The following is a 26136-nucleotide window of genomic DNA, read 5'->3' on the forward strand; positions in this document are numbered from 1 at the left end:
CTGTGTTTTGATGATACAGAGCAGCGTTTTTTATTATAATACTTTCGATAAAAACTCTTTGAGCCGGGGATGCTGCGGATTTGCGAAGAACTCCTGCGGCGTATTCTCCTCCTGAATATTTCCCTCGTTGATAAAGACCACGCGGGTTGCCACTTCTCTTGCAAAACCCATTTCATGCGTTACGACAACCATCGTCATGCCTGATTCAGCAAGTTCCTTCATAATTTCAAGAACCTCTCCTACCATCTCCGGATCGAGTGCAGAAGTCGGTTCGTCAAACAGCATGACATCCGGATTCATCGCAAGGGCGCGCGCGATGGCGATTCGCTGCTTCTGTCCGCCGGAAAGGCTTCCCGGATAGGCATCTGCTTTGTCCGGCAGTCCGACACGGGTCAGAAGCTCCATCGCTTTTTTCTCTGCTTCTTCCGGTGTCATTAGTTTTAATGTCACCGGAGCGAGCAAGATATTTTCCTTAACGGTTTTGTGCGGAAACAGATTGAACTGCTGGAATACCATTCCGATCTTCTGACGCACATGGTCAATGTCAGTTTCCGGCGCCGTGATGTCAACGCCCTCGAAGTAAATTTTTCCGCCGGTTGGAATTTCCAGACGGTTTAAGGAGCGCAGAAACGTCGATTTTCCGGAACCGGAAGGACCGATAACGGCGACAACTTCTCCCTGACGGATCTCTGTGCTGATTCCGTCTAAAACTTTATTATCCTCGAAGCTCTTCTGCAGATTTTCAACTTTAATTAATACTTTTTCGTTAGTGGTCACTCTTACGCAGTCTCCTTTCCAGTTTGCCCATGAAATAGGTCAGAATCATAACAAGAATCAGATAAAAGATCGCTGCGGAGAGAAGCGGAACCAGCGCATCGTACGTACGGCTCTGTACCAGAGTTGCTGCTTTTGTAATATCGATGGTTCCAATATAGCCGATGATGGCGGTCTCTTTCAACAGCACGATCATCTCGTTGATCAGCGCCGGAAGAACATTTTTAAACGCCTGCGGAATGATAATCAGACGCATGGTCTGTGCCGAATTTAAACCAAGGCTTCGTCCCGCTTCCGTCTGTCCTTTATCCACAGACATGATTCCGGAACGGAAGATCTCGGCAACGTACGCACCGGAGTTAATACCGAATGCAATTCCGCCGATCACGATATTGTTCAGGTTTACGGTTGCAAAAATAACGGAATAGAAAAACAGAATCTGAATCATGGACGGCGTTCCGCGGATAATCGTCAGATAGACGCGTGCCACAATGTTCAGAAGTTTTAATTTACCGGTCTGCTCGTGTGTCGAACGGATCAGCGCGATGAGAAGTCCGAGCACAACACCGATGCACAGTGCAATTACCGTGACAAGCAGCGTCGTCTTCAGACCGGTCAGCCACCACTCTGTAGCACCGTTGTCTACAAAGTAGCGGTTAAACTGATGCTGTAAATTTTCCATAGAATACATCTCTCCTTTGTGGTTTCATTTCCTGCAAAAAGAGCGGCTGCACCATTTTGCCTGGCGGACAGCCGCTCTTTTTCCTCTTATTAGATTACTTTCTTACAATAACAACCTGCGTTGCATTTGCGTAAGTATCGGTGAAATCAACACTCTCCTCACGCTCCGGAGTAACGGTCATTCCGGCTGCGCCGAAATCTGCTTTTCCACTGTTGACAGATGCAAGGATGGTTTCAAATGACATATCCTCGATTTTCAGCTCATAACCAAGCTTGTCGCAGATTGCCTTGGAAATGTCGGCATCGATACCAACGATATCATTTCCCTCTTTGTACTCCCACGGCTCGAACTCTGCGTTGGTTGCCATGGTAAGCGTTCCCTTGGAGTGGTCTGCGTCTGCCGGGGATTCATACGGATGCTGTCCGACTTCATCACCAATGTAGTTGCTCATGATCTCATCAAGAGTTCCGTCCTCTTTCAGCTCTGCCAATGCAGTGTTGAACTCGTCTCTTAACTCATTTCCTTTTTTGAAGCACATCGCGTACTCTTCGGTATCAAAAATGCCTTCTACAATTTTCAGATCATCGTTTGCTGCAACGAATTTTTCTGCCGGCAGGGAATCGATGACAACACAGTCAATCTTTCCGTTTTTCAGTGCCTGAATAGCATCGGCGCCTTTGTTGTAACGCTGCATCTGGGAATCTGCATTAACGGCATCGCTCGCCTGAGAATCACCTGTTGTTCCGGTCTGTACACCAATCTTCAGATCTGCCAGATCCTCTACGGATGTTACTTCTACTTTCTTTGCGGTAGATGCAGAACTTCCGCAGCCTGCCATCGAAACAGCAAACAAAACGGACATTGCAAGTGCTGTTGCTTTTTTTGCAAAATTCATTTTCATAATAATCTCCTTCTCTCCTCATGTAATGTATATTTATTCACTTTCCCTTATTATAACAGCATCTTTCTGAAATGCAAGGAAAAACGGAAAAAAAGCAACAGAAATACAAAAGACAGCCCGGGGGTTCTTCCATGGCTGTCTTTCCGTTTTTGTATTCAGTCCGTATTTTTTCCGTCTGCTGCTGTGCAGCGCAGGATCCGCTGAATGCTCTTTTCCGATAAAGCATATTCCTCTGAGAGTTCGGAAACTCTGCTTCCGTTTTGATGTTTCTCGCAAATTTCCCGGCACCGGATGCTCCTTTGCCCATTCCTAGGCTTCCACACTGCTCCCGAAGAGCTTTAAGGCTTCCATCCCTTCCAGTCCCTCTGTATTTGTTCGTCGTCTACACAAATGATGTTCATCTGGTATCTCTCCTGCCTTGTCCTGTTCTAATTGCTTTTCATCCATTCTTCATAAATGGAGGCACTGTATCCCTGTTTCTTTTTACTCTGATACATTGCCCGGTCCGCCTTTCTGTACAGCTGGTCAAAAGAAACTTCTTCCGATGCCTCGCAGAAACAGGCACCCAGGCTGATTTCTATCTGCTTCCCCTTCATTTCCGCAATCGTAATCTGGCTGATGTTATAAAAAAGTCTTTCGAAAAATCTCTCTGCCGCCGCTTTCTCCCGCATTTCCGGCATAAAGACTGCAAACTCGTCACCCCCGAGGCGCAGAACTACGTCCTTGTCCCGGCAGGATTTCTGCATCGTCTCTGCAACGGCGATAATAACCTTATCCCCTGTCGAGTGTCCATACGTATCGTTGATTGTTTTGAATTTGTCACAATCAATCAGGCAAAGCAGACCTCCTGTTTTTTCCTGCAGCAGATGGGAAATCTGTCTTTCCCCGCTTCCACGGTTATACAATCCCGTCATAAGATCCGTCTGTGCCAGATAAATCAAGCGGTTCTCACGTTTTTTCTCTTCTTCGATACACTCAATACAAAACAGCACATGCAGAAGCCTTCCATTTTCATCGTAATCAACAGGAATGAATCTGCTCCGGCACCAGCCTGTTTTTTTATCGATAAATTCGTGTATGATACTGTTTTTTCCGGCGAGCCGCTCTTCCAGCGTATTGAGATCGATAAATGCAGCAGTTTCTTCCAGTTGTGATTCCATGCACATTTTCTCTGCCATGCACTTCGCATGCCCGCCAAAATCGTCTATGATCTCATATTCCCCCATTTGGGCTGCACTCTGCGATGTTGTCTTTACAATATGATATTTCTGCGTCTGCACATTAATATAATGCATCGACTCATAAAAATTGCTGCAAGGGCAATCCATTCAGCAAGATCTATCACATTCAAACCAGATAGTTACTCACATACACAATACCTCTTTCCAGACTCCCAGGACTTCCGCTGAATGCCCACGCTGCGGCATCACTCGCCAGAAGAACGGCACAGGAAAGCTGCATCAGAAGTATCCGGTATTTTTTCTTTTTCTGATCCATATCCCTGCTCAAAACCATACAGAGGGCCGCAATATTTGTTTTGTCCTTCCTAAAACAGCAAAAGAAAACCCTCTCATACCGCCTTTCTCTGCGTATATGAGAGGGTTCCTGTTCTTACGCCTGTCCCAGTACGTGGTCGGAAATTCTTCCGTAGACGGAGATCAGGTAGAGACCGCAGATGCCGACAACCGCGTAGATGATGCGGCTCAGCCACGTCATGTTTCCGAAGATCAGGGCGACGAGGTCGAGGCGGAAGAATCCGATCAAGCCCCAGTTGACGGCTCCGATGATTGCAACGGTGAGTGCGGTGTAATCCAGTCCTTTCATGTAAAGAAACCTCCTTTTTCCGGATTTTGTATCGTCTTTTTATCTCTTCCGGTTTCTTTATAAAGAATTTCCCAAAAGGAGGCAGATTATGCATTTTCTTTGATTTTTCGGGCTGAAAAATGGAGACCATTTCCAGGCCTCCATTCGTGCAATTTTGTTTTCTTTATTCAGACAGCAGCTTCTGCAGCAGCTCTCCTGCTGCTGCCGGGTTGGCTTTGCCTTTCATTTCTTTCATGACCTGGCCGACCAGAAATCCGAGGACTTTTGTCTTTCCGGATTTGTACTGCTCTACCGGGCCAGGGTTGTTTTCCAGAACTTTTCTCGCAGTTTCTTCCAGAAGGCCGGTGTCGTTTACGGTTTTCAGTCCGTGCTCCTCGACGTATGCTTCCGGATCGACATCCTCTGCAAAGATCTGCTCAAATACCTCTTTTGCCACCTGGTTGTTGACCGATCCGGCTTCTGCCAGTTCGATCAGGGATGCCAGATGCTTCGGTGAAAACTGCAGATCCTCCGGCTCCTGGCCGTTCTCCTTTAAGAGACGTAAGGTCTCGCCCATCAGCCAGTTTGCCACTTTTTTCGGTTTGCCGCAGAGCGCCGTCGTCTCCTCAAAGAGATCGGACAGCTTCTTGGAACCGGTCAGAATGCCCGCATCGTACTGCGGCAGTCCGTACTGCTCCACGTAGCGTGCCTGTTTTTCCGGCTGGAATTCCGGCATGGATTTCACAATGCGGTCGATCCACTCGTCGGAAATGTGCACCGGCGGCAGATCCGGGTCCGGGAAGTAGCGGTAATCCTTCGCATCCTCTTTCGAACGCATCGCGTAGGAATACTCTTTGTTGTCGTCCCAGCGGCGGGTCTCCTGGACAACGGCTTTTCCTTCCTCGATCAGCTCGATCTGTCTTGCACGCTCTCCCTCGATCGCTCTTCCGATTGCCTTAAAGGAGTTCAGGTTCTTCATCTCGGTACGTGTTCCGAATTTCTCACTTCCAACCTCACGGACCGAAAGGTTGACATCGGCACGCATCGAGCCCTCCTGCAGTTTGCAGTCGGATGCGCCGAGATACTGAATCATCATACGCAGTTTTTCCAGATAAGCGATAACCTCTTCCGCAGAGCGCATATCCGGCTCGGATACAATCTCGATCAGCGGAACGCCGCTTCGGTTGTAGTCGACGAGCGAGCAATCCTCCCACTCATCGTGGATCAGCTTTCCGGCATCCTCCTCCATGTGGATCTCATGAATGCCGATTTTCTTCTTTCCCGCTGCGGTGTCAATCTCGACATATCCATCGTGGCAGATCGGCAGATACAGCTGGGAAATCTGATAGTTCTGCGGGTTGTCCGGGTAGAAATAGTTCTTCCGGTCGAATTTGCAGAGCTGGTTGATTTTGCAGTTTGCAGCCAGTCCGACGCGCAGGGCGTAATCGACAACCTTCTTATTTAATACCGGAAGGGATCCCGGCATACCAGTGCAGACCGGGCAGGTGTGGGTGTTCGGCGCACCGCCGAATGCGGTAGAGCAGCCGCAGAAAATTTTTGTTCTCGTCGCAAGCTCCACATGTACTTCAAGTCCGATGACGGTTTCATACTGTTTTGACATTGTTTTGCTTCCTCCTTACCATTTTTCTGGCTGCCCGAATGCACCGCGTACCTGCTCATAGGTGTATGCTGCACGGAACAGTTTTTTCTCTGAGAAACAGTCGCCGATAAGCTGCATGCCGATCGGAAGCCCCTTGTCATCCATGTCGCACGGAACGGTGATGCCCGGAAGGCCGGCGAGGTTGACGGATACGGTGTAAATATCGCCCAGATACATCTGCAGCGGATCGGAAAGCGATTCCCCGAGACGCGGTGCGGTCGATGGTGCTGCCGGGCTTAAAATCATATCGTATTTTTCAAATGCGCGGTCAAACTCTTTTTTAATCAGGGCTTTCGTGCGCAGTGCTTTCAGATAATACGCATCATAGTAACCGGAGCTTAAGACGAAGCTTCCCAGCATAATCCGTCGTTTCACCTCCGGACCGAAGCCCTCAGAACGGCTCTTCTTATACATATCGTGGAGTCCTTCGTACTCTTTGGCACGGAAACCGTATTTCACGCCGTCGAAGCGTTCCAGGTTGGAGCTTGCCTCAGCGGATGCAATAACGTAGTAAGCCGGAATGGCATAATCAATGAGGTCGAGATCGAAATACTCTACTTCTGCTCCGCGTGCCTTCAGGACATCGGCAGCTTTTAAAATGGATTCCTTCACCTGCGGATCCAGGCCTTCGCCGAAGCAGCTGTTCGGAATACCGATTTTCAGATCGGAGACATCTTCTTTTAAAGCGCTCATGAAATCGTAATCGTCGCGTTTCATCGATGTCGCATCTTTTGCATCATACGAAGCGACCGTCTGCAGCAGTGCTGCACAGTCTGTCACATCCTTTGCGACCGGTCCGATCTGGTCGAGGGAGGAACCATAAGCGATCAGTCCGTAACGGGAAACGGTGCCGTACGTCGGTTTCATGCCGGTTACGCCGCAGAAGGAACTCGGCTGACGGATCGATCCGCCGGTATCGGAGCCAAGTGCCATCGGTACTTCTCCTGCTGCAACGGCTGCGCAGGAACCGCCGGAGGAACCGCCTGGAACGTGTTCGGTGTTCCATGGATTTTTCGTCACGCCGTACGCGGAAGTCTCTGTCGTACTTCCCATCGCAAACTCATCCATGTTTGTCTTTCCGATGATAACGGCTCCCGCCTCTTCGAGCCGTGTGATAACCTCTGCATCATACGTCGGAACAAAGTTCTGCAGAATTTTTGACGCACACGTCGTCGCAAGACCTTTCGTACAGATGTTGTCCTTGACCGCAATCGGAACGCCGGCCAGCGGACCGGTGAGCTCTCCTGCGTCAATTTTCTTCTGCACTTCTGCCGCGCGTGCTCTTGCACCCTCTTCATCCACAAGAAGGAATGCGTGAATTGATTCTTCCGATGCTTTGACTGCCGCAAGGGACGCTTCCACAGCGTCCGATACGGTGATTTTTCCTTCTTTGATTGCGGCAGAAAGCTGTACTGCTGTCATATCTTTGATTTCCATATCAATCTCCTCCTGCTATTCTACCGTTTTCGGAACCTTGTACTGGCCCTCTTTGACTTCCGGTGCATTGGCAAGCATTGCATCGCGGTCGTCGCCATTGGTTACTTCATCCTCGCGGAATACATTTCCCATCTCGAAAATGTGGGTCATCGGCTCGACCTTGCTGGTGTCGAGCTCGTTTAATTTATCTACATAATCCAGCATTTTCTGCATATCCTGCCGTGCGGATTCTTTTTCCTCATCCTTTAATTCCAGCTTTGCCAGGATGCCGACATATTCCATCGTTTCATCTGAAATCACATTTGCCATTTCACTCATTCTCCTTTTTTATTTTCCAGCAGGATCTGCTTACGGCTCCAGTCTTGTAAGATCACGCGGGAACAGCGTTGTCTCGCGGACGTTGTCCTCACCGATCAGCTTCATGGTCAGACGCTCCAGACCGATGCCAAGACCTCCGTGCGGCGGCATACCGTGTTTGAAAGCACTCAAGTACTGCTCCATGCCCTCTTCTGTCATGCCGCGGGCTGCGATCTTTTCAGAAAGCATCTTGTAATCGTGGATACGCTGGCCTCCGGTTGTAATCTCCAGACCGTGGAACAGCAGGTCGAAGCTCTTTGTGTATCTCTTATCCTCCGGGTCGTCCATCGCATAGAACGGTCTCTTTTTCGACGGATATTCGGTGACGAATACAAAGTCTGCGTCGTACTCCTCTTTGAAATACTGGCCGATCAGAAGCTCCTCCTCTGGCTCAAGGTCGAACGGGTTGCGGATCTTTCGGTTGTATTTCTCGGCTACCAGCTCTTTCGCTTTCGTGAACGGTACAGTTGGGATTTCTTCTGTCTTTGGAAGCATAACTTTCAGGATCTCCAGCTCTTTTGCGTAATCCTCTTTAAGAAGCTCCACCATGTACTGTAAAAATCCGGTTTCCATTGCCATGATGTCGGTGTAATCCTCGATGTAGCCCATCTCAAAGTCAAGGCTGGTATACTCGTTCAGATGACGTTTCGTGTTGTGTTTCTCTGCACGGAAAACCGGTCCGACTTCAAAGACACGGTCAAACACGCCGACGAGCATCTGTTTGTAGAACTGCGGGCTCTGTGCCAGGACAGCCGGGCGGTGGAAATATTCCAGCTTGAAGATGTTTGCGCCGCCCTCAGCGCCTTTCGCGCCGATCTTCGGTGTATGGATTTCGGTGAATCCCTGGGAATGAAGGAAATCACGGAACGCCCGTACCACGCCTTCCTGGATGCGGAATTTTGCACGCTCTCTGACGTTTCGAAGAGCGATCGGCCGCATGTTCAGCATTGCTTCAAGGGAGGTGTTCATTTTCCATTTGTTGACTGCGAGCGGCATTGGCTCGGTCGGCTCGGAAAGAACGGTGATGGTCTGCAGCCTGACTTCGACGCCGCCCGGTGCGCGGTCCTCTTTTTTGACCGTTCCGGTTACGGCAACTGCCGATTCCTCTTTCAGATCTTTCAGCGGGAAGTCAACGCTTCCTTCTTCGTACACACACTGAACGAGTCCCTCGCTCTTTCTTAAGATGACAAAGGCAACCTCGCCCATGTCACGGATGATGTGTACGGCTCCTTCGAGTTTTACTTCTGTGCCTTCCGGTGTCTCCAGCAGAGTTTTTACGGAGATGTCTTCTTTTTTCTTTACGCCTGTCATAAATTCCATGTCTTGTTCTCCTCTCTTTCTCGCCTGTCCCGGATTGCTTTTTCAAATAAAAAAGTCCCGGAACAGTTTTTTAACTACTGTTCCGGGACGGGATATTTTATGTTCCCGCGGTACCACCCGCATTGCGTTTTTCTCTCCGGTTTTCCGGGGGAAAACGCCCACTCATTTATACTTAACGCGTATCACGGATCTGCCTACTTGATTTCCTGTTCGGATCTCATGTTCAGCAGACCGGCTCCGGAATGTTCCCCATTGTATGTTTCCTCCATGCTGATGCTCTCAGTCGGTGACATCGGCTTCCTGTCAGATTCCGCATACGGAGTTTCCTTCACTGCCTTTTTCATACTGTGCATTATAGCACAGCAGTTTTGCATTTGTAAACACCTAATTTTTACGGATTTTATATAAATTCTAATGCATTTTTCATGAATTTTATCTATACAAAATTATTTTTTTCGCGTGTTTATAAAATTGCGCAGAAATTCCGTTTTATTGGTATTTCGCACACAATTTACAGTTTTTTGATTCTCTCCACTGCCTCTACTGTATTCTCATACGTACCGAATGCAGTCAGACGGAAGTAGCCTTCTCCGCTCGGGCCGAAGCCTGATCCTGGTGTTCCGACTACGTTTGCGTCTGCAAGCAGGTGATCAAAGAACTCCCAGGAAGTCATATTTCCCGGTGTTTTCAGCCAGATATACGGAGCGTTGACGCCGCCGGATACGGTGTAGCCTGCGCCTTTTAATCCGTCGTAGATGACTTTTGCGTTCTTCATGTAGTAAGCAACCTGCTCTTTTAACTGTGCTTTTCCTTCCGGAGAGTAAACAGCCTCGCCGGCTCTCTGGATGATGTACGGAGCTCCGTTGTATTTCGTTCCGTGACGGCGTGCCCACAGGCTGTGCAGAGTCACATCGCCGGATTTGATGTCTTTCGGGATAACGGTGAATCCAAGACGCATACCGGTAAAGCCTGCGTTCTTGGAGAAGCTGCGCATTTCGATGGCACATGTTCTTGCACCCTCGCACTCATAGATGGAATGCGGAATGTCTTTTTCTGAGATATATGCCTCGTATGCAGCATCATACAGGATGATGGCTCCTACTTTATTTGCATAATCAACCCATTTCTGCAGCTCGGCTTTGGAAACCATAGCGCCGGTCGGGTTGTTCGGGAAGCACAGATAAATCAGATCCGGGGTTTCTTTCGGGAGCTCCGGGGTGAAGTTGTTTTCTGCGGTACACGGCATGTAAATCACATTCGTGAAACGCTCGGTTGCTGCGTCGTAGTCACCGGCACGGCCTGCCATTACGTTGGAGTCTACATAAACCGGATAAACCGGGTCGCATACAGCGATCTTGTTGTCCAGGCTGAAGATCTCCTGAATGTTGCTGCAGTCGCATTTTGCGCCGTCCGATACAAAAATTTCATCAGATGAGATATCGCATCCTCTGTCCTGATAATCATTTTTTGCGATGGTATCGCGAAGGAAAGCATATCCAAGATCTGGTGCATATCCGTGGAAGGTCTCTGCGTGTCCCATCTCATCCACTGCTCCGTGCAGCTTTTCAATGATCGCCGGTGCGATCGGCTGGGTTACGTCGCCGATTCCAAGACGGATGATTTTCGCGTCCGGATTTGCCTCGGTGTAAGCTGCAACTTTTTTTGCAATTGTGGAAAACAGATAGCTTCCCGGCAATTTCAGATAATTGTCATTGATTTTGAACATTATTATGTCGCTCCTTTTCACTTTTTCTTACTCTGTCAAAAGCGTCAGCACCATCTGTGCCGTTTCAACCAGATTGGTGCCGCTGTCCATGCTGCATTTCTGCATGTAGCGATGGGCCTCCGACTCGGTCATGTGATTTCGTTCGATCAGAAGGCTTTTTGCACGATCGATGATGTGCTGTTCCTCGGCGCTGCGCACCTTTGGCTTTGCCCGCTCTTTCTTTCTGCGCCGTGCCGCACTCTGCAGCATCATCTCCAGTGTATTGACCAGCTCGTACACGGAAAGCGGCATCGTAACCGCCATGATTCCGGTTCCCTCCACCGCACTTAATGCGCGGCTTGATGCAATCAGAAGCATCTGGAAGCCGGACGGCATACACTCATTCAGATCCGTAAAAAACATATCCGGGAGCTTGTAGCCGCAGATGACGATACCGCCGTTTAAGTTGTTCATCTCTCCGAGCGCCGCTGCCGCTGTCGAACAGACAGCATCGATTTCATATCCTCTTTTTGCCAGAATATCCCGGATGCGCTTTCCATCTTCTATTTTGGGAAGTACTATCACTATGCTGCTCATGCATTTTCAGGCCCCTTCGTCGTCTAAATACGGTACAGATATTTCTCGGTCTCCCAGTCGGATACCTGGCGGAGATACTCATGCCACTCTTCTTCTTTGGCATTGATATATCCATTCACAAATTCCTGGCCGAGTACCTGACACAGAAAATCGTCTTTCTTTAACTCTGCGACCGCTTCTCCAAGGCTTCCCGGGAGAAGGGTGATCTGCATCGCGTTTCGTTCTTCTTCTGTCAGATCGGAAATATTGCGGTCCACCGGGGACGGCGGAACGATTTTCTGTTTGATACCGTCAAGTCCTGCTGCCATGCAGACAGCAAGTGCCAGGTACGGATTGGCTGCCGAATCCGGGCATCGAAGCTCAATGGCCATGATACCGTCTCCCGTCAGCGGAATGCGGATCAGCGGGCTTCTGTTCTTTGCAGACCATGCCACGTAGATCGGTGCACCGTATCCCGGTGTCAGACGTTTGTAGGAGTTTACAAGCGGATTGGTAATCGCTGCGATTCCGCTGATGTGTTTCATCAGTCCGCCCATAAAGTAATATGCCTCTTTGCTGAGCCCGTATTCATCGGATTTGTCGGCAAACACATCTTTTCCCTCCTGAAACAGGGAGAAGGAAAGATGAAGACCCGATCCGTGAACTCCGGTTTTTGGTTTTGGCATAAAGGTTGCGTGAAGGCCATGACGTTTTGCAATCGTACGGATAGCAAATTTGGCAGTCATCAGCTGATCTGCCGTCCGAAGTGCTGCAGCCGGACAGAAATCCAGTTCGTGCTGGCCTGCCGCTACCTCGTGGAAGGAAGACTCCACGTCGATTCCCATTTCTTCGAGGGTCAGCACCATATCGCGCCGCGCGTTTTCTCCCAGGTCCAGCGGTCCAAGATCCAGATAACCGCCTTTGTCGTGTGTTACACTCGTTGCTCCGCCGTCCTCATCGGTGTGGAACAGGAAAAATTCACACTCCGGTGAGATTTCAAACTCATAGCCCATCGCTTTCGCTTCGAAAATTACCTTCTGAAGGATGGTTCGGGAACTCTTTGCATAAAGATTCCCCTCTCTATCATACACATCACAGATCAATCTTGCAACCTTTCCTTGCTGCGGACGCCACGGAAGTATTGCAAAGGTGTCGAGATCCGGGTGCAGAAACATGTCTGCTTCCTCGATGGTGACAAATCCTTCGAACGAAGAGCCATCGAAAACGCACTGATTATTCAGGGCTTTTTCCAGCTGTCCGGCGGTGATGGCCATATTTTTCATCATTCCAAACATATCGGTAAACTGCAGGCGGATAAATTCAACATCTTCTTCCTCCGCCATCTGAAGGATCGCTTCCTTCGTATACTTTGCCATATCGATTCTCTCCTTTATCAAAGACGATTCTAAACGAAAAGGGTGCTTTCACGCGGCAGGGCAGAAAGACACCTTGCGTAAAAACACCCTTGTTTTGGGCATATTATAGCAGTTTTTCGCGTGTTTTGTCAAGAAAAACTTAGAGATTCGTGTATCCCATCAGGGATTCATCAACTGCCTTTGCTGCCTCGCGTCCCTCGCGGATCGCCCATACGACCAGGGACTGGCCGCGGTGCATATCGCCTGCGGTGAAGACATTTTCTTTTGTTGTCTGGTATTTTCCGTCATCTGTCTTCACGTTGGTGCGCTGGTTGACTTCCACTTTAAATGCATCGGTCACATATTTCTGGGATCCTAAAAAGCCTGCTGCAATAAGAACGAGATCTGCCGGGAGAATCTCTTCGGTTCCCTCAACCGGAACCATCATCATGCGGCCGGATTTCTCATCTTTTTTCGGTGTCAGTTTTACGGTCTTGATCTGGCAGACTTCACCTTTTTTGTTTTTGATAAATTCCGTTACGGTTGTCTGGTAAATCCGCGGATCATGGCCGAATACGGCGATTGCCTCTTCCTGGCCGTAATCCGTCTTGCAGATCTTCGGCCACTCCGGCCACGGATTGTTCTCGGCACGCTGATCCGGTGCTTTCGGCATCATCTCAAGCTGTGTCACAGATTTGGCACCGAGACGGATGGAAGTTCCGACACAGTCATTACCGGTGTCGCCGCCTCCGATGACAACAACGTGTTTGCCCTTGGCATCGATGTAGGCATGATCCTCAAAATTGGAATCCAGAAGACTCTTCGTTACGGAAGTCAGGAAATCGACAGCAAAGTAGATGCCCTTTGCATCTCTTCCCTCTGCCTTGATATCTCTTGGATTTGCCGCACCGCAGCAGAGCAGGACACGGTCAAATTCTTTTAAGAGTTTGTCAGCTTTTACATCTTTTCCGATATCAGCATTCGTCACAAACTCGATGCCCTCGGCCTTCATCAGATCCACACGGCGGTCGATGACGCTCTTATCGAGTTTCATGTTCGGAATACCGTAGCGTAAAAGTCCGCCCACGCGGTCGCGGCGTTCAAAGACCGTAACAGAATGGCCGCGGCGGTTGAGCTGCATCGCTGCTGCAAGGCCGGAAGGACCGCTTCCTACAACGGCAACGCGTTTTCCGGTGCGCACTTTCGGCGGCTGCGGCGTAATCAGGCCGGTTGCCCATGCGTTTTCGATGATCGCGCGTTCATTTTCCTTCGTGCAGACCGGGTCTCCGTTTACGTTGCATGTACAGGCTGCTTCGCAGAGTGCCGGGCAGACACGGGAGGTAAATTCCGGAAAACAGTTTGTCTTGGTGAGGCGGCGGTATGCCTGCTCATAGTTTCCAAGATACACAAGGTCATTCCACTCCGGAACGAGGTTCTGCAGCGGACAGCCGGAGGCCATTCCCGCAATCATGGTTCCCGCCTGGCAGAACGGTACACCGCATGCCATACAGCGGGCAGCCTGCATCTGCTGTTCCTTTTTCGGGAGCTGCAGATGAAATTCCTTAAAGTTTTTGATACGCTCAAGCGGGGCAACGGTGTTTCCCGTCTTGCGCTGATATTCCATAAATCCAGTTGGCTTACCCATAATTCTTCTTCCTCCTACTTACGCATGCTTTCGTAAAATGCTTCAATCTGTGCCTGTTCGCTGCTAAGGCCCTTGTCTTCCATCTGGGCACTCAGCATCATCATGCGCTTATAGTCATTCGGAATGATCTTCTTGAATTTCGGCAGATATTCGTCAAAGTGTGTGAGAATTTCTTTACCTTTTTCAGAGCCGGTGTGTGCGACGTGTTTTTCAATCATGTTTTTCAGCTCTGCAATATCGTATTTGCTTTCTACCAGTTCAATCGAAATCATTTCCTTGTTCAAATTGCGGTACAGGTTGCTCTTTTCATCCAGGACATAAGCGATACCGCCGCTCATGCCGGCTGCAAAGTTCTTTCCGGTTGCGCCGAGGACAACGACACGGCCGCCGGTCATATACTCGCATCCATGCTCACCGACACCCTCGACAACGGCGTAAGCACCGGAGTTTCTGACACAGAAACGCTCTCCTGCGATACCGTTGATGTACGCCTCACCGCTCGTTGCGCCGTAGAGGGCAACGTTTCCGACGATGATGTTTTCTTCCGGTTTATACTTTCTTGCTTTCGGCGGGTAGACAACCAGTTTTCCGCCAGAGAGGCCTTTTCCGAAGTAATCGTTCGAATCGCCCTCAAGTTCCAGGGTCAGTCCTTTTGGAATAAATGCTCCGAAGCTCTGTCCGCCGGCACCCTTGCACTGTACGGTGTACGTATCCGGCTCCAGAGAGGTGCCGAATTTTCTGGTGATCTCGGCACCAAGAATCGTTCCCACGGTACGATCGGTGTTGGTGATCTCGACTTTGACGGTCTTCTTCTCTTTCTTATCCATTGCCGGACCGAATTTCTTTAAGAGTACCTTCTCATCCAGGGTTGCGCCAAGTTTGAAGTCGTAAACATCTTTCGGATCGAACGTTACCTTCTCGCCTGCTTTTGCAAACGGATTGTTCAGGATCTGGCTTAAGTCTACGCGGTCTGCGTGCTCGTTCGTCACTTTATCATTTCTCTTTAAGAAGTCGGAACGGCCGACCATCTCGTCAACGGTGCGGAAGCCAAGTTTTGCCATGTATTCCCGCATCTCTTCTGCGATGAAGCGCATGAAGTTGATGACGTACTCCGGTTTGCCGCGGAAACGTTTGCGCAGCTCCGGGTTCTGGATTGCAATACCCATCGGGCAGGTATCGAGGTTGCAGACACGCATCATAACGCATCCCATCGTTACAAGCGGTGCGGTCGCAAAACCGAATTCCTCGGCGCCAAGGAGTGCTGCAATCACAACGTCACGGCCGCTCATCAGCTTACCATCGGTCTCGATCATGACACGGTTACGGAGGCCGTTTTTGATCAGCGTCTGATGGGTCTCGGCAAGGCCTAACTCCCATGGAAATCCTGCATTGTGGATGGAACTTCTCGGTGCTGCTCCCGTTCCTCCATCATATCCGGAAATCAGGATAACCTGTGCTCCGGCTTTTGCAACACCGGCTGCGACAGTACCAACACCTGCTTCGGATACCAGTTTAACGGAGATTCTTGCATTCACATTCGAGTTTTTCAGGTCATAAATCAGCTGTGCAAGGTCCTCGATGGAGTAGATGTCGTGGTGCGGCGGCGGGGAAATCAGGGATACACCCGGTGTGGAGTGACGTGTTTTTGCAATCCACGGGTAAACCTTTCCGGCCGGTAAGTGGCCGCCCTCGCCCGGTTTTGCACCCTGAGCCATCTTGATCTGGATCTCTTTTGCACTGACAAGGTATTTGCTGGTAACGCCGAATCTTCCCGATGCTACCTGTTTGATCGCGGAGCATCTCTCCGGGGATTCGAGACGGTCATCACTCTCACCGCCCTCACCAGTGTTGGATTTTCCATGCAGACGGTTCATGGCAATTGCCAGTGTCTCATGTGCCTCCTGAGAAATAGAACCGTAGGACATCGCACCTGTTTTGAATCGTTTTACGATAGAATCTACGCTCTCAACTTCTTCGAGCGGAACGCCCTGCTCCGGATAATCGAAGTCCATCAGGCTCCGCAGATAGCCGCTCTCCTCGCTGTCGACCATTGCTGTGTACTCTTTGAACATCTTGTAGTCGCCGCGTCTTGTGGACTCCTGCAGTGTATGAATGGTGCGCGGATTGTAGCGGTGCTCCTCGCCCTGGCTTCTCGATTTATGACGGCCGATACTGTCCAGTGTCAGATCGGTAGACAGCTCCAGCGGATCGAATGCCTGGGAATGACGCTCATCGACATCTTTTGCAATGTCTTCCAGGGTAATACCGCCGACACGGCTGACCGTACCGGTGAAGTATTTGTCGATGACATCTGCTGAGATACCGATGGCCTCGAAGATCTGGGAACCCTGATACGACTGGATCGTGGAGATACCCATCTTCGCTGCGATTTTTACGATACCAGAGATGACTGCGTGGTTGTAATCTTCAACGGCTGCGTAGTAATCTTTCTTGATCATGCCCTCTTCGATCAGCTCATGGATCGTGTCGAGTGCCAGATACGGGTTGATTGCGCAGGCACCGTAGCCGAGCAGTGTTGCGAAATGGTGCACCTCGCGCGGCTCGCCGGACTCCAGAATAATCGCAAGAGAAGTTCTCTTTTTCGTTTTTACCAGATGCTGATGAACCGCAGATACAGCCAGGAGGGATGGAATCGCCACATGGTTCTCATCGACGCCGCGGTCAGAGAGAATCAGGATGTTGGCTCCTGCCCGGTGTGCACGGTCAACCTCGACGAAAAGGCGGTCCATCGCACGGTCAAGCGGTGCGCTCTTGTAGTAGGTGATCGGAACGGTCACTGCCTTGAAGCCTTCGACTTTCATGTTCTTGATCTTCAGCATATCGGTATTGGTCAGGATCGGATTGTTGATCTTTAATACCTGGCAGTTCTTCGGCTCCTCCTCAAGCAGATTTCCGTCACGTCCGACGTAAACGCTTGTGGAAGTTACGATCTCCTCACGGATGCAGTCGATCGGCGGGTTCGTTACCTGTGCGAAGAGCTGTTTGAAATAGTTGAACAGCGGCTGATGCTCATGGGAGAGAACGGCAAGCGGGGTATCGATACCCATCGAAGCGGTTGCCTCGACACCGTTTAATGCCATCTTTCCGATGGAGGAACGGTACTCCTCGTAGGTGTAGCCGAACGCTTTCTGCAGGCGCATCCGCTCTTCTTTCGTGTACTCTTCGACCGGCAGATTCGGGATTTTGATATCCTTTAACTGTACCAGATAACTGTCGAGCCATTCGCCGTACGGCTGTTTCTTTGCGTAATATTCTTTGACTTCCTCATCGTTTAAGACTTTTCCCTGTACGGTGTTGACGAGAAGCATCTTGCCCGGATGGAGACGCTCTTTTAAGACGATTTTTTCTTCCGGAACTTCCAGAACACCGACCTCAGAGGAAAGGATCAGGAATCCATCGTTGGTGATGTAGTAACGGGAAGGACGAAGACCGTTGCGGTCGAGCACTGCTCCCATCACATCTCCGTCGGAGAACAGGATCGATGCCGGTCCGTCCCACGGCTCCATCATCGTTGCATAATACTGATAGAAATCACGTTTCTCCTGGGAAATCGTATCGTTGTTTGCCCATGGCTCCGGGATCGTGATCATGACAGCCAGCGGAAGATCCATACCGCTCATGGTCAGGAACTCGAGTGTATTGTCGAGCATTGCAGAGTCAGAACCCTGGGTGTTGACAACCGGCAGAACCTTGTGCAGTTCATCCTGCAGCATCGGAGAGGACATCGTCTCCTCACGGGCCAGCATCTTGTCGGCGTTTCCGCGGATGGTGTTGATCTCGCCGTTGTGTACGATGAAACGGTTCGGATGGGCTCTCTCCCAACTTGGGTTCGTGTTCGTGCTGAACCGGGAATGCACCATGGCGATTGCAGATTCATAATCGACATCCTGCAGATCGCGGAAGAAGGTGCGGAGCTGTCCTACGAGGAACATACCTTTGTATACGATGGTACGGCTGGAAAGGGATGGCACGTAGGTGTTGTCGTTGCTCTGTTCGAAAACACGGCGTACGACGTACAGACGACGGTCGAAAGCGATTCCCTTTTCCACATCCTCCGGTTTTTTGATGAATGCCTGCATGATGTAAGGCATACACTCTCTTGCCTTATGGCCGAGAACTTCCGGAACGGTCGGCACGTTTCTCCATCCAAGGAGTTCCAGTCCCTCTTTTTCCACGATGATCTCAAACATCTTTTTTGCCTGGTTCCGTTTCAGCTCATTTTGTGGGAAGAAGAATACGCCGACGCCGTATTCCCGTTCTCCGCCTAATGAAAAACCGAGGGTCGAACAGGCTTTGGAAAAGAATTTGTGCGATATCTGCAACAAGATTCCTACTCCGTCTCCTGTTTTACCCTCGGCGTCTTTGCCGGCTCTATGTTCAAGATTTTCTACGATTTTTAATGCGTTTTCTACGGTCGCATGGGATTTTTCACCTTTGATATTCACGACGGCTCCGATACCGCAGTTGTCGTGTTCAAAGGAAGAACGGTACAGCCCTTCTTCTCCCATGACACGCTCTTTGCTCTGTGTCATACGGCTTCCCTTCCTTTACTTTCCTTATTTTCGGTTATCCTTTGTCTTTTCTGAAAAGAATGGAGGGGAATCTTTTGTTCCCCGCCGTTCTTTCTGGATTGCCCTTACTATACTCTATTTTTTTCGTCCTGTAAAGAGCAAATTTAATTTTTATATAATTTTTTATATTTTTTCTTAACTTTCTTAGGTTATTACTGCATTTTACCTAATTTTTCATACCATTTATCGATTATTTTGCCGCATGGTACTCGGCTGCTGCTGCGATCAGGCCGCGGAACAGCGGATGCGGACGGTTCGGACGGGATTTGAACTCCGGATGTGCCTGCGTTGCGATGTAGAACGGATGATCTGAAAGTTCTACCATCTCAACGATTCTTCCGTCCGGAGAAACACCGGAGAGAACCATGCCGTTTTCGGTCAGTGCTTTCCGGAAATCGTTGTTTACTTCATAGCGGTGGCGGTGACGCTCGGAAATCTCTTTCTCACCGTACAACTCCTGTGCTTTCGATCCGTCTGCCAGGACGCATGGATATGCGCCGAGACGTAACGTACCGCCGATATCCTCGATTCCATCCTGATCCGGCATCAGTGCGATCACCGGGTGCATGGTGTTCGGGTTCATCTCGATGCTGTGTGCGTCGTGGTAACCGAGAATGTTTCTTGCATATTCAACAATCGTCAGCTGCATGCCGAGGCAGAGGCCGAGGAACGGAATCTTGTTCTCTCTTGCATATCGAATCGCTGTGATCATGCCTTCGATACCGCGGTTTCCGAATCCGCCCGGTACCAGAACACCGTCCACATCGCTCAGATACTCTGCCACGTTCTCCTCGGTTACCAGCTCGGAATCCACCCATTTCAGGTGTACGTTTGCATGGCTTGCAATTCCGCCGTGTTTTAATGCCTCAACAACGCTCAGGTATGCATCATGCAGCTGGATATACTTTCCGACGAGCGCAATCGTCACCTCTTTGTTCGGATGGCGGAGTGCTTCTACCATATGGGTCCAGTCGGACAGATCCGGTTCCGGGCATGGAAGGTGAAGGCTCTCGCAGACAACCTGCGCCAGGTTCTCTTTCTCCATGGCAAGCGGAGCTTCATACAGATACTCCACGTCCAGGTTCTGCAGAACATGGCTTGACGGAACGTTGCAGAACAGAGCAATTTTATCTTTGATCTCGGTGGTCAGCGGATGCTCGGACCGACATACGATGACATCCGGCTGAATACCGATTCCCTGCAGCTCTTTTACGCTCGCCTGCGTCGGTTTTGTTTTCATTTCACCGGAAGCTTTCAGATATGGAATCAGGGTAACGTGGATCAGAATGGCGTTCTCGTGTCCGACGTCATGCTGGAACTGGCGGATTGCCTCCAAAAACGGCTGGCTCTCGATATCGCCGACGGTTCCGCCGACCTCAATGATGGCAATACGCTCCTCGTCTACTTCTTTTCCGCGGTAGAAACGGCTCTTGATTTCGTTTGTAATGTGCGGAATGACCTGTACGGTGCCTCCGCCGAAATCACCGTGGCGTTCTTTCTGCAGAACAGACCAGTATACTTTTCCGGTCGTCACGTTGGAATTTTTATCCAGGCTCTCGTCGATGAAACGCTCGTAGTGGCCGAGATCGAGGTCTGTCTCTGTGCCGTCATCGGTAACGAAAACCTCGCCGTGCTGAATCGGGTTCATCGTACCCGGGTCAACGTTGATGTACGGGTCAAATTTCTGCATCGTCACTTTGTATCCTCGGGCTTTTAAAAGCCGTCCAAGGGACGCCGCCGTGATTCCCTTTCCAAGGCCGGAGACTACTCCGCCTGTCACAAAGACATATTTTACTGCCATATTGATTTCCTCCTGCTTTTCTCTTCTGATATTTTCTTTTCCGTCACAAGTTTCTCTAAAAGGAAATGTCGCCTGCCGGCGACATCTCTATGATGAAAGCCAGTTACTCCGCGCCTGCGTCGCTCCCGTAACTGCTGACAACATTCGTAATCCGGGCTATCGCCCTACTTACTCATGTCGTCTTGCCCGGCCAATATCTATGAATTCGCTCATGCAAGCATGGCTCATCCATAGCTGCTGTCCGGGGCTTTCATTCAAAATCAAAAACGATTATAACACATCTCGAATTTCCTGCAACTTTTTTTTACTATTTTTTATTATTTTCGACATTTTCCACGAAATCCTAAATTTCTGCACCATATTTTATACATATCACGATTTTCTTGACATCATCCGCAAAAATGAGTATGATAATCAATGTTTTTAAAACATGCAGGTCTACAACTGAAAAAAGGAGAATACCTATGCAGCCATCGTCAAACAATTGTTATGATACCGGTCTCCGGGAGGAATGTGGTGTTTTCGGCATTTACGATCTGGATGGTGCCGACGTCAGTCCTTCGATCTACTATGGCCTTTCCGCCCTGCAGCACAGAGGACAGGAGTCCTGCGGAATTGCCGTCTCTGACACCAGCGGTCCAAAGGGCCATGTGAAATCCTACAAAGGCCTTGGCCTTGTCAACGAAGTTTTCAAAGAATCCAAATTAGAAGAGCTGTCCGGCAACATCGGCATCGGCCATGTCCGGTACTCTACCACCGGTTCCACTACCGTAGAGAATGCACAGCCGCTCGTTCTGAATTATCTGAAAGGCTCCCTCGCCCTTGCGCACAACGGAAATCTGGTCAACGCTATGGAACTGCGCGAGCAGATGGAAAACACCGGCGCAATTTTTCACACTTCGATTGACTCTGAAATCATCGCCTACGGCATTGCGCGGGAACGCGTTCATTCCAAAACGGTAGAAGAAGCGATTCTGCGCACGGTAAAAGAAATCCGCGGCGCCTATGCCCTTGTCATCATGAGCCCGAGAAAACTCATCGGCGTGCGCGACCCATATGGCTTAAAACCGCTCTGCATCGGAAAGCGGGACAACGCCTGGGTTCTCGCCTCGGAAAGCTGCGCCCTCACTTCGATCGGCGCTGAATTCGTCCGCGATGTCGCTCCGGGAGAAATTGTAACGTTTGACAAAACCGGAAATCTGAAATCCGAATTTATGCCGGTTGACGTAAAAAAAGCGCATTGTATTTTTGAATATATTTATTTTGCCCGCCTCGACAGCAAAATAGACAACATCAGTGTCTATGAAGCCAGAATCCGCGGCGGCGCAACGCTTGCAAAGACCTATCCGGTTGACGCAGATCTTGTCTGCGGCGTTCCGGACTCCGGACTTGCCTCCGCAAAAGGCTATTCCGAAGAATCCGGCATTCCGTTCGGTCTTGCCTTCCACAAAAACAGCTATGTCGGCCGTACCTTTATCAAACCGACACAAAAGGAACGGGAATCCAGCGTAAAAATCAAGCTGAGTGTTCTGGAATCCGTCGTAAAAGGAAAACGAATTGTCCTCGTTGACGATTCCATTGTCCGCGGAACAACGATTTCGAATCTGATTACGATGCTGCGAAAAGCCGGTGCGACCGAGGTTCATGTCCGTATCAGTTCCCCGCCGTTCCTGTATCCATGCTATTTTGGAACCGATGTGCCTTCCAACAAGCAGTTGATCGCAAGCTCCCATTCCACCGAGGAAATCCGCCAGCAGATCGGAGCGGACTCCCTGGGCTACATGCCGATCGAAGAGCTCCAGAACATGGTCGGTGACCTGCCGATCTGTCGTGCATGCTTCGACAGTCATTATCCGATGGAAGTACCAAAGCAGGATATCAGCGCTCTTCTGGAAAGCTGATTTCGTTTTCTTTCCCCTTACCGTGCAGATCTTGCACCCGGTAGGGGGATTTCTTTTTTGAGCATGCATACTTTTCTGTATGGTTTGCATACAATACCTTCAAAAACAAAGGATCTCTTTATGGATCTTACGGACATCATCTATTCCAACGATTACATCAACATTCTGATTCAGAATTACGTGGCACAGTCCGAGCGGTACCAGATGCTCTTTCCAGAATCCAGTGCCCTTCTTACACTGAATTCGCAGTATTCCGTTCTCTTTCTCGAGCGCAGCCTGCTCCCGGAAAATCTCTTTGGTGAAATTCTTTTTACCGGACTCCCGAAACTTTTCACGCCGCTTTCCACCCTCTCTTTAGAAGTCTCCGGCATTGTACAGACGCAGAATCTCTACGGCGGCGGGTATACCGGCAAAAATGTAATCCTGGGTTTTCTGGACACCGGCATCGATTACCGCCACCCCGCCTTTCTGCGCAGCAACGGCCAGAGCCGGATTCTTTCCATCTGGGATCAGACCGACCGCACAGGCACACCGCCGCCGCAGTTTCCCTATGGCAGTCTCTACGAAAAGTCTGACCTTGACGATGCGCTTCGAAGCAGGGATCCTCTTTCTGTCGTTCCGGTCACGGATCCAGACGGACACGGAACATACGTCGCCGGAGTCGCTGGCGGTACTCCGAATGCGTCCGCCGGCTTTCTCGGTGCTGCACCGGAAGCCGATTTCGCTGTTGTTAAGTTAAAACCGGCGAAACAGAATCTGAAAGACTTTTATCTTGTCTCCACCAATGCTCCCGTCTTTGAAGAAGATGATCTTCTCTCTGCGATGCGTTTTCTAAACGAAGTCGCAGCCAGGGAGGGAAAACCACTGGTCATCTGTCTGGCACTTGGAACAAATCAGGGAAGTCATTCCGGAACCCTTCCCATCGCTCTGACGCTGGCGCGCTACGGAAATACGCCGGGCATTATTCCGGTCTGCGCCACCGGCAACGAGGGAAACGCCGCTCACCATTATTATGGCTCCGTATCCGAAAATGACTCCCCGAAAAATGTGGAGTTTCTCGTTTCCGAAGGCAGCCGCGGTTTTGTCCTGGAGTTCTGGGGACAGGTTCCGCAGCTTTTTTCCGTCGGATTCCGCTCTCCCGGCGGAGAAACGATTCCGCGGATTCCCGTCTCTTTGACTCAGGAACAGAGGATCACCTTTGTTCTGGAACGCACCGTCATCTACGTCAACTACGAAGTCGTTCAGACGACGACCGGCAGCCAGCTCATCCTGATCCGCATGCTGGATCCGACGCCCGGCATCTGGACACTTCAGGTTTACCGCGCCTTTCCTTCCCCTCCCGATTTCCACGTCTGGCTTCCGATTACCGGATTTTCCACTTCCGATGTGATCTTTCTGGAACCCGACCCGTACACGACACTGACGACACCCTCCGCCACCGTTCCCGTTCTGTCTCCCTCCACCTATCAGGCATCCAATAACAGTTTTTCACCGGAATCCGGACGCGGCTTTACCCGGCTTGGTGAAATCAAACCCGATTTTGCTTCCCCCGGGATTTCCGTCACCGGACCGGGACCGGCAGGCTCCTACGAAAACCGGAGCGGCGCAAGCGCGTCCGCTGCCATTACATCCGGTGCTGCCGCTCTCTTCCTGCAATGGGGCATTCAACGCACCCCATCCCGCTATTTTACGGCGCAGGAGCTGAAAAACTATCTGATCCGCGGCGCTGGCCGAACTGATACCATTACTTATCCAAGCCGCGAGTGGGGATACGGAAGATTGCAGTTATATCAGAGCTTTCTAAGCCTTATGACAAACTGATTTTCCCGCTCACAGGTTTGCTTCTATGGTATATCCGTTTGTTGATGCAAACTTTTAATGTGCAACTGCCTTGTTTTTGATTGTTTTCCGTTGTATCATTACGTATTATCATTATATTTATAAAACTAAAAGGGGGATTCCTGACTATGAATTACGAACGCTTGAACGATCTTCGCCTTCTTGGACTTACGATTGCCTACTACCGAAGAGCAAAAGGAATGACGCAGGCCGAACTTGCCGAGGCGGTACATATCAGTCGTACCCATATGAGCAACATCGAAGCGCCAAATACAAAAACCTCTATTTCGTTGAATCTTCTGTTCGATATCGCTGAGGCACTTGACATTCCGGTGAAAGAGCTTTTTGATTTTCAGGGACGCAGTCTGTAGGGTCTTTGAATTTTTCTCTTTAAGAGTAACCCCGCCCGGCAGTTTTTCATATCATGAATTGTAAGCAAAATGATTCCTTTGGAGGAACAAACATGAGTGATTTAGCTGCTACAAACTGTGGATGCGGATGTGACAACGGCTGTGGCTGCGATAATGGATGCGGTGTTTCCAACAACAACCTGTTCGGAAACAATGGCTGCAGTATTATCTGGATTCTGCTTCTCCTCTCCTGCTGCGGCGGATGTGGATGCGGAAACAACAACAATGGCTGCAATTCCGACTGCTGGCTCGTTCTGATTCTTCTGTTCTGCTGCGGCGGATGGAACAACAACGGCTGTGGATGCGGCAACAGCAATAACTGTGGATGCGGCTGCTGACCTTTTTTCAGTCCTCCCAGATGTTCGGGCAGAAAAAGCCCCGGGTGCGGATCAACCGCCCCGGGGCTTTTTTCACCAGAATTCTCTTTCAGCGAAACCGTTTCGGTTTCCGTGCTTCTCTTTCCCGCTTTTCCATCTCTTCTCTTTTTTCTTTTTTTCTCATACATTCCAGATCTATTTCATAAAAGGCATTCCCTTCGAGTACCTGTTTTCTTTTTGCTGTTTCTTTTCCATCCATTTTCCGGCGGTCTCCTTTTTCTTTCTTCCTCTTATCATATGTTTTTTCCCGCCTTCTGTCATTTTTTCCGGCCTGGAACATAAGATAAAGAGAAATAAAAAGACAAATGCAGGAATGCTGCCAGGAAGGATCTTAATTTGAATCAGGAACAGGAACAAAATGTGGAACAGATGACACCGCTGGACCAGATGATCGCACAGGATCAGCTTCAGATGCTGAAGGCTGCCATTCCCTACGCCTCCTTCGGCCTGCAGCCCTCCCTTGCGATTTTGAGCAAATGGCTCGAGCTCCAGCGGACCATTCAGCTTTTTTCCCGTCCGGCCGACCTTTCCATGATGTCTGTTGATGCCCCGCACGTCTCTCCGCTTGAGATGCTGCAGGATATTTCCCGTTTTGCCGCCGGTCCGCAGCGGGATCTTCTCTCCCAGATGTTTCAGACCATGCAGATGGTCCAGATGCTTCAGAATATAAATCCCGGAAATGAGGAGGATCTGCTATGAGTTCGGATGATAAGCAAAACGACTGGTCGCAGGACCCCTCTCTTTCCGGAATTGACTTTGCCCGGCTTCAGGCACTGCAGCAGATGGCCTCTCAGAGCCGTGGAAAATCCCAGGCGGAAATGATGCCGTTTCTTCTCTCCCTGATGCAGGGAAATCAGGGCGGCGCACAGTTTTCCGCCTCCGAGGCGGACCTGATCATCTCTGCCATCAAAGCCGGAAAATCCAAACAGGAAGCGGCAAAAATTGACCAGATGGTACGCCTCTTCCGCTCCGCTGCTTCCGGGAAAAAACGCTGAAAAACT

Annotated in this window: 24 protein-coding genes; 6 read left to right on the plus strand and 18 right to left on the minus strand. The window is 50.0% G+C overall.

From position 1 onward, the window contains the following. Positions 1-33 precede the first annotated feature (33 nt). From DXB83_RS11905 to DXB83_RS11980, 17 genes are all read right to left on the minus strand, one after another. Positions 34-777: an amino acid ABC transporter ATP-binding protein gene (locus DXB83_RS11905; RefSeq protein ID WP_117762275.1), complete on the minus strand. Its 744-nt coding sequence runs from the start codon at positions 775-777 to the stop codon at positions 34-36. Further along, complete coding sequence (locus DXB83_RS11910; protein ID WP_055217777.1) at positions 767-1456, minus strand: amino acid ABC transporter permease; 690 nt, start codon at positions 1454-1456, stop codon at positions 767-769. Before DXB83_RS11910 ends, DXB83_RS11905 begins: the two co-directional genes overlap by 11 nt. A 94-nt stretch (positions 1457-1550) precedes the next feature. Beyond that, entirely contained in the window at positions 1551-2357 is an 807-nt protein-coding gene (locus tag DXB83_RS11915; protein WP_055228259.1) for a transporter substrate-binding domain-containing protein, read from the minus strand. Between the two features lie 428 nt (positions 2358-2785). Then, positions 2786-3652: a GGDEF domain-containing protein gene (locus DXB83_RS11925; RefSeq protein ID WP_243108924.1), complete on the minus strand. Its 867-nt coding sequence runs from the start codon at positions 3650-3652 to the stop codon at positions 2786-2788. Between the two features lie 52 nt (positions 3653-3704). Beyond that, entirely contained in the window at positions 3705-3854 is a 150-nt protein-coding gene (locus DXB83_RS16505) for a hypothetical protein (RefSeq protein ID WP_158565943.1), read from the minus strand. 114 nt (positions 3855-3968) lie between these two features. Then, complete coding sequence (locus tag DXB83_RS11930) at positions 3969-4181, minus strand: DUF378 domain-containing protein (protein WP_055228257.1); 213 nt, start codon at positions 4179-4181, stop codon at positions 3969-3971. Positions 4182-4344: 163 nt separating this feature from the next. Then, complete coding sequence (gene gatB / locus DXB83_RS11935) at positions 4345-5781, minus strand: Asp-tRNA(Asn)/Glu-tRNA(Gln) amidotransferase subunit GatB (RefSeq protein ID WP_055217758.1); 1437 nt, start codon at positions 5779-5781, stop codon at positions 4345-4347. 15 nt (positions 5782-5796) lie between these two features. Next, entirely contained in the window at positions 5797-7257 is a 1461-nt protein-coding gene (gene gatA, locus DXB83_RS11940; protein WP_118697676.1) for an Asp-tRNA(Asn)/Glu-tRNA(Gln) amidotransferase subunit GatA, read from the minus strand. A 15-nt stretch (positions 7258-7272) separates the two neighbouring features. Continuing rightward, the gene (gene gatC, locus DXB83_RS11945) at positions 7273-7566 is read right to left on the minus strand and encodes an Asp-tRNA(Asn)/Glu-tRNA(Gln) amidotransferase subunit GatC (protein WP_022462350.1); all 294 of its coding nucleotides are present in this window, start codon (positions 7564-7566) and stop codon (positions 7273-7275) included. A 39-nt stretch (positions 7567-7605) separates the two neighbouring features. Further along, positions 7606-8934, minus strand: coding sequence for an aspartate--tRNA(Asn) ligase (aspS, locus tag DXB83_RS11950; RefSeq protein WP_117802399.1), 1329 nt, complete (start codon positions 8932-8934; stop codon positions 7606-7608). 194 nt (positions 8935-9128) lie between these two features. Further along, positions 9129-9278: a hypothetical protein gene (locus DXB83_RS16510; RefSeq protein WP_158555021.1), complete on the minus strand. Its 150-nt coding sequence runs from the start codon at positions 9276-9278 to the stop codon at positions 9129-9131. Positions 9279-9445: 167 nt separating this feature from the next. Continuing rightward, entirely contained in the window at positions 9446-10660 is a 1215-nt protein-coding gene (locus DXB83_RS11955) for an LL-diaminopimelate aminotransferase (protein ID WP_022462353.1), read from the minus strand. Positions 10661-10687: 27 nt separating this feature from the next. Then, positions 10688-11236 (minus strand): ANTAR domain-containing response regulator, encoded by a 549-nt coding sequence (locus tag DXB83_RS11960; RefSeq protein WP_022462354.1) that lies wholly within the window; start codon positions 11234-11236, stop codon positions 10688-10690. A 23-nt stretch (positions 11237-11259) separates the two neighbouring features. Continuing rightward, positions 11260-12591, minus strand: a complete 1332-nt coding sequence (gene glnA, locus DXB83_RS11965; protein WP_118697677.1) for a type I glutamate--ammonia ligase — start codon at positions 12589-12591, stop codon at positions 11260-11262. A 139-nt stretch (positions 12592-12730) separates the two neighbouring features. After that, a complete protein-coding gene (locus DXB83_RS11970) occupies positions 12731-14215 on the minus strand; it encodes a glutamate synthase subunit beta (RefSeq protein WP_022462356.1) in 1485 nt (494 codons plus the stop codon). A 14-nt stretch (positions 14216-14229) separates the two neighbouring features. Beyond that, complete coding sequence (gene gltB / locus DXB83_RS11975) at positions 14230-18768, minus strand: glutamate synthase large subunit (RefSeq protein WP_118697678.1); 4539 nt, start codon at positions 18766-18768, stop codon at positions 14230-14232. A gap of 229 nt (positions 18769-18997) precedes the next feature. Beyond that, the gene (locus tag DXB83_RS11980; RefSeq protein WP_117761556.1) at positions 18998-20608 is read right to left on the minus strand and encodes a CTP synthase; all 1611 of its coding nucleotides are present in this window, start codon (positions 20606-20608) and stop codon (positions 18998-19000) included. A 464-nt stretch (positions 20609-21072) separates the two neighbouring features. Between DXB83_RS11980 and purF the strand changes: the two genes are divergently transcribed. From purF to DXB83_RS12000, 4 genes are all read left to right on the plus strand, one after another. Further along, entirely contained in the window at positions 21073-22509 is a 1437-nt protein-coding gene (gene purF / locus DXB83_RS11985) for an amidophosphoribosyltransferase (RefSeq protein ID WP_055228249.1), read from the plus strand. A gap of 120 nt (positions 22510-22629) precedes the next feature. Then, positions 22630-24330, plus strand: a complete 1701-nt coding sequence (locus tag DXB83_RS11990) for a S8 family peptidase (RefSeq protein ID WP_158565941.1) — start codon at positions 22630-22632, stop codon at positions 24328-24330. A 146-nt stretch (positions 24331-24476) separates the two neighbouring features. Beyond that, positions 24477-24719: a helix-turn-helix transcriptional regulator gene (locus DXB83_RS11995; RefSeq protein ID WP_022462361.1), complete on the plus strand. Its 243-nt coding sequence runs from the start codon at positions 24477-24479 to the stop codon at positions 24717-24719. A 92-nt stretch (positions 24720-24811) separates the two neighbouring features. After that, complete coding sequence (locus DXB83_RS12000) at positions 24812-25096, plus strand: hypothetical protein (protein ID WP_055228247.1); 285 nt, start codon at positions 24812-24814, stop codon at positions 25094-25096. An 88-nt stretch (positions 25097-25184) separates the two neighbouring features. Here DXB83_RS12000 and DXB83_RS16690 read toward each other — a convergent pair whose 3' ends face one another. Further along, positions 25185-25334 (minus strand): hypothetical protein, encoded by a 150-nt coding sequence (locus DXB83_RS16690; RefSeq protein WP_172680771.1) that lies wholly within the window; start codon positions 25332-25334, stop codon positions 25185-25187. 137 nt (positions 25335-25471) lie between these two features. Here DXB83_RS16690 and DXB83_RS12010 point away from each other — a divergent pair, with 137 nt between their 5' ends. Further along, complete coding sequence (locus tag DXB83_RS12010; RefSeq protein WP_055217741.1) at positions 25472-25834, plus strand: hypothetical protein; 363 nt, start codon at positions 25472-25474, stop codon at positions 25832-25834. Beyond that, positions 25831-26130 (plus strand): hypothetical protein, encoded by a 300-nt coding sequence (locus DXB83_RS12015; RefSeq protein WP_022461427.1) that lies wholly within the window; start codon positions 25831-25833, stop codon positions 26128-26130. Before DXB83_RS12010 ends, DXB83_RS12015 begins: the two co-directional genes overlap by 4 nt. Positions 26131-26136: the final 6 nt, after the last annotated feature.

Source organism: Blautia sp. OM06-15AC (genome assembly GCF_003481425.1).
GTDB lineage: Bacteria > Bacillota > Clostridia > Lachnospirales > Lachnospiraceae > Fusicatenibacter > Fusicatenibacter saccharivorans.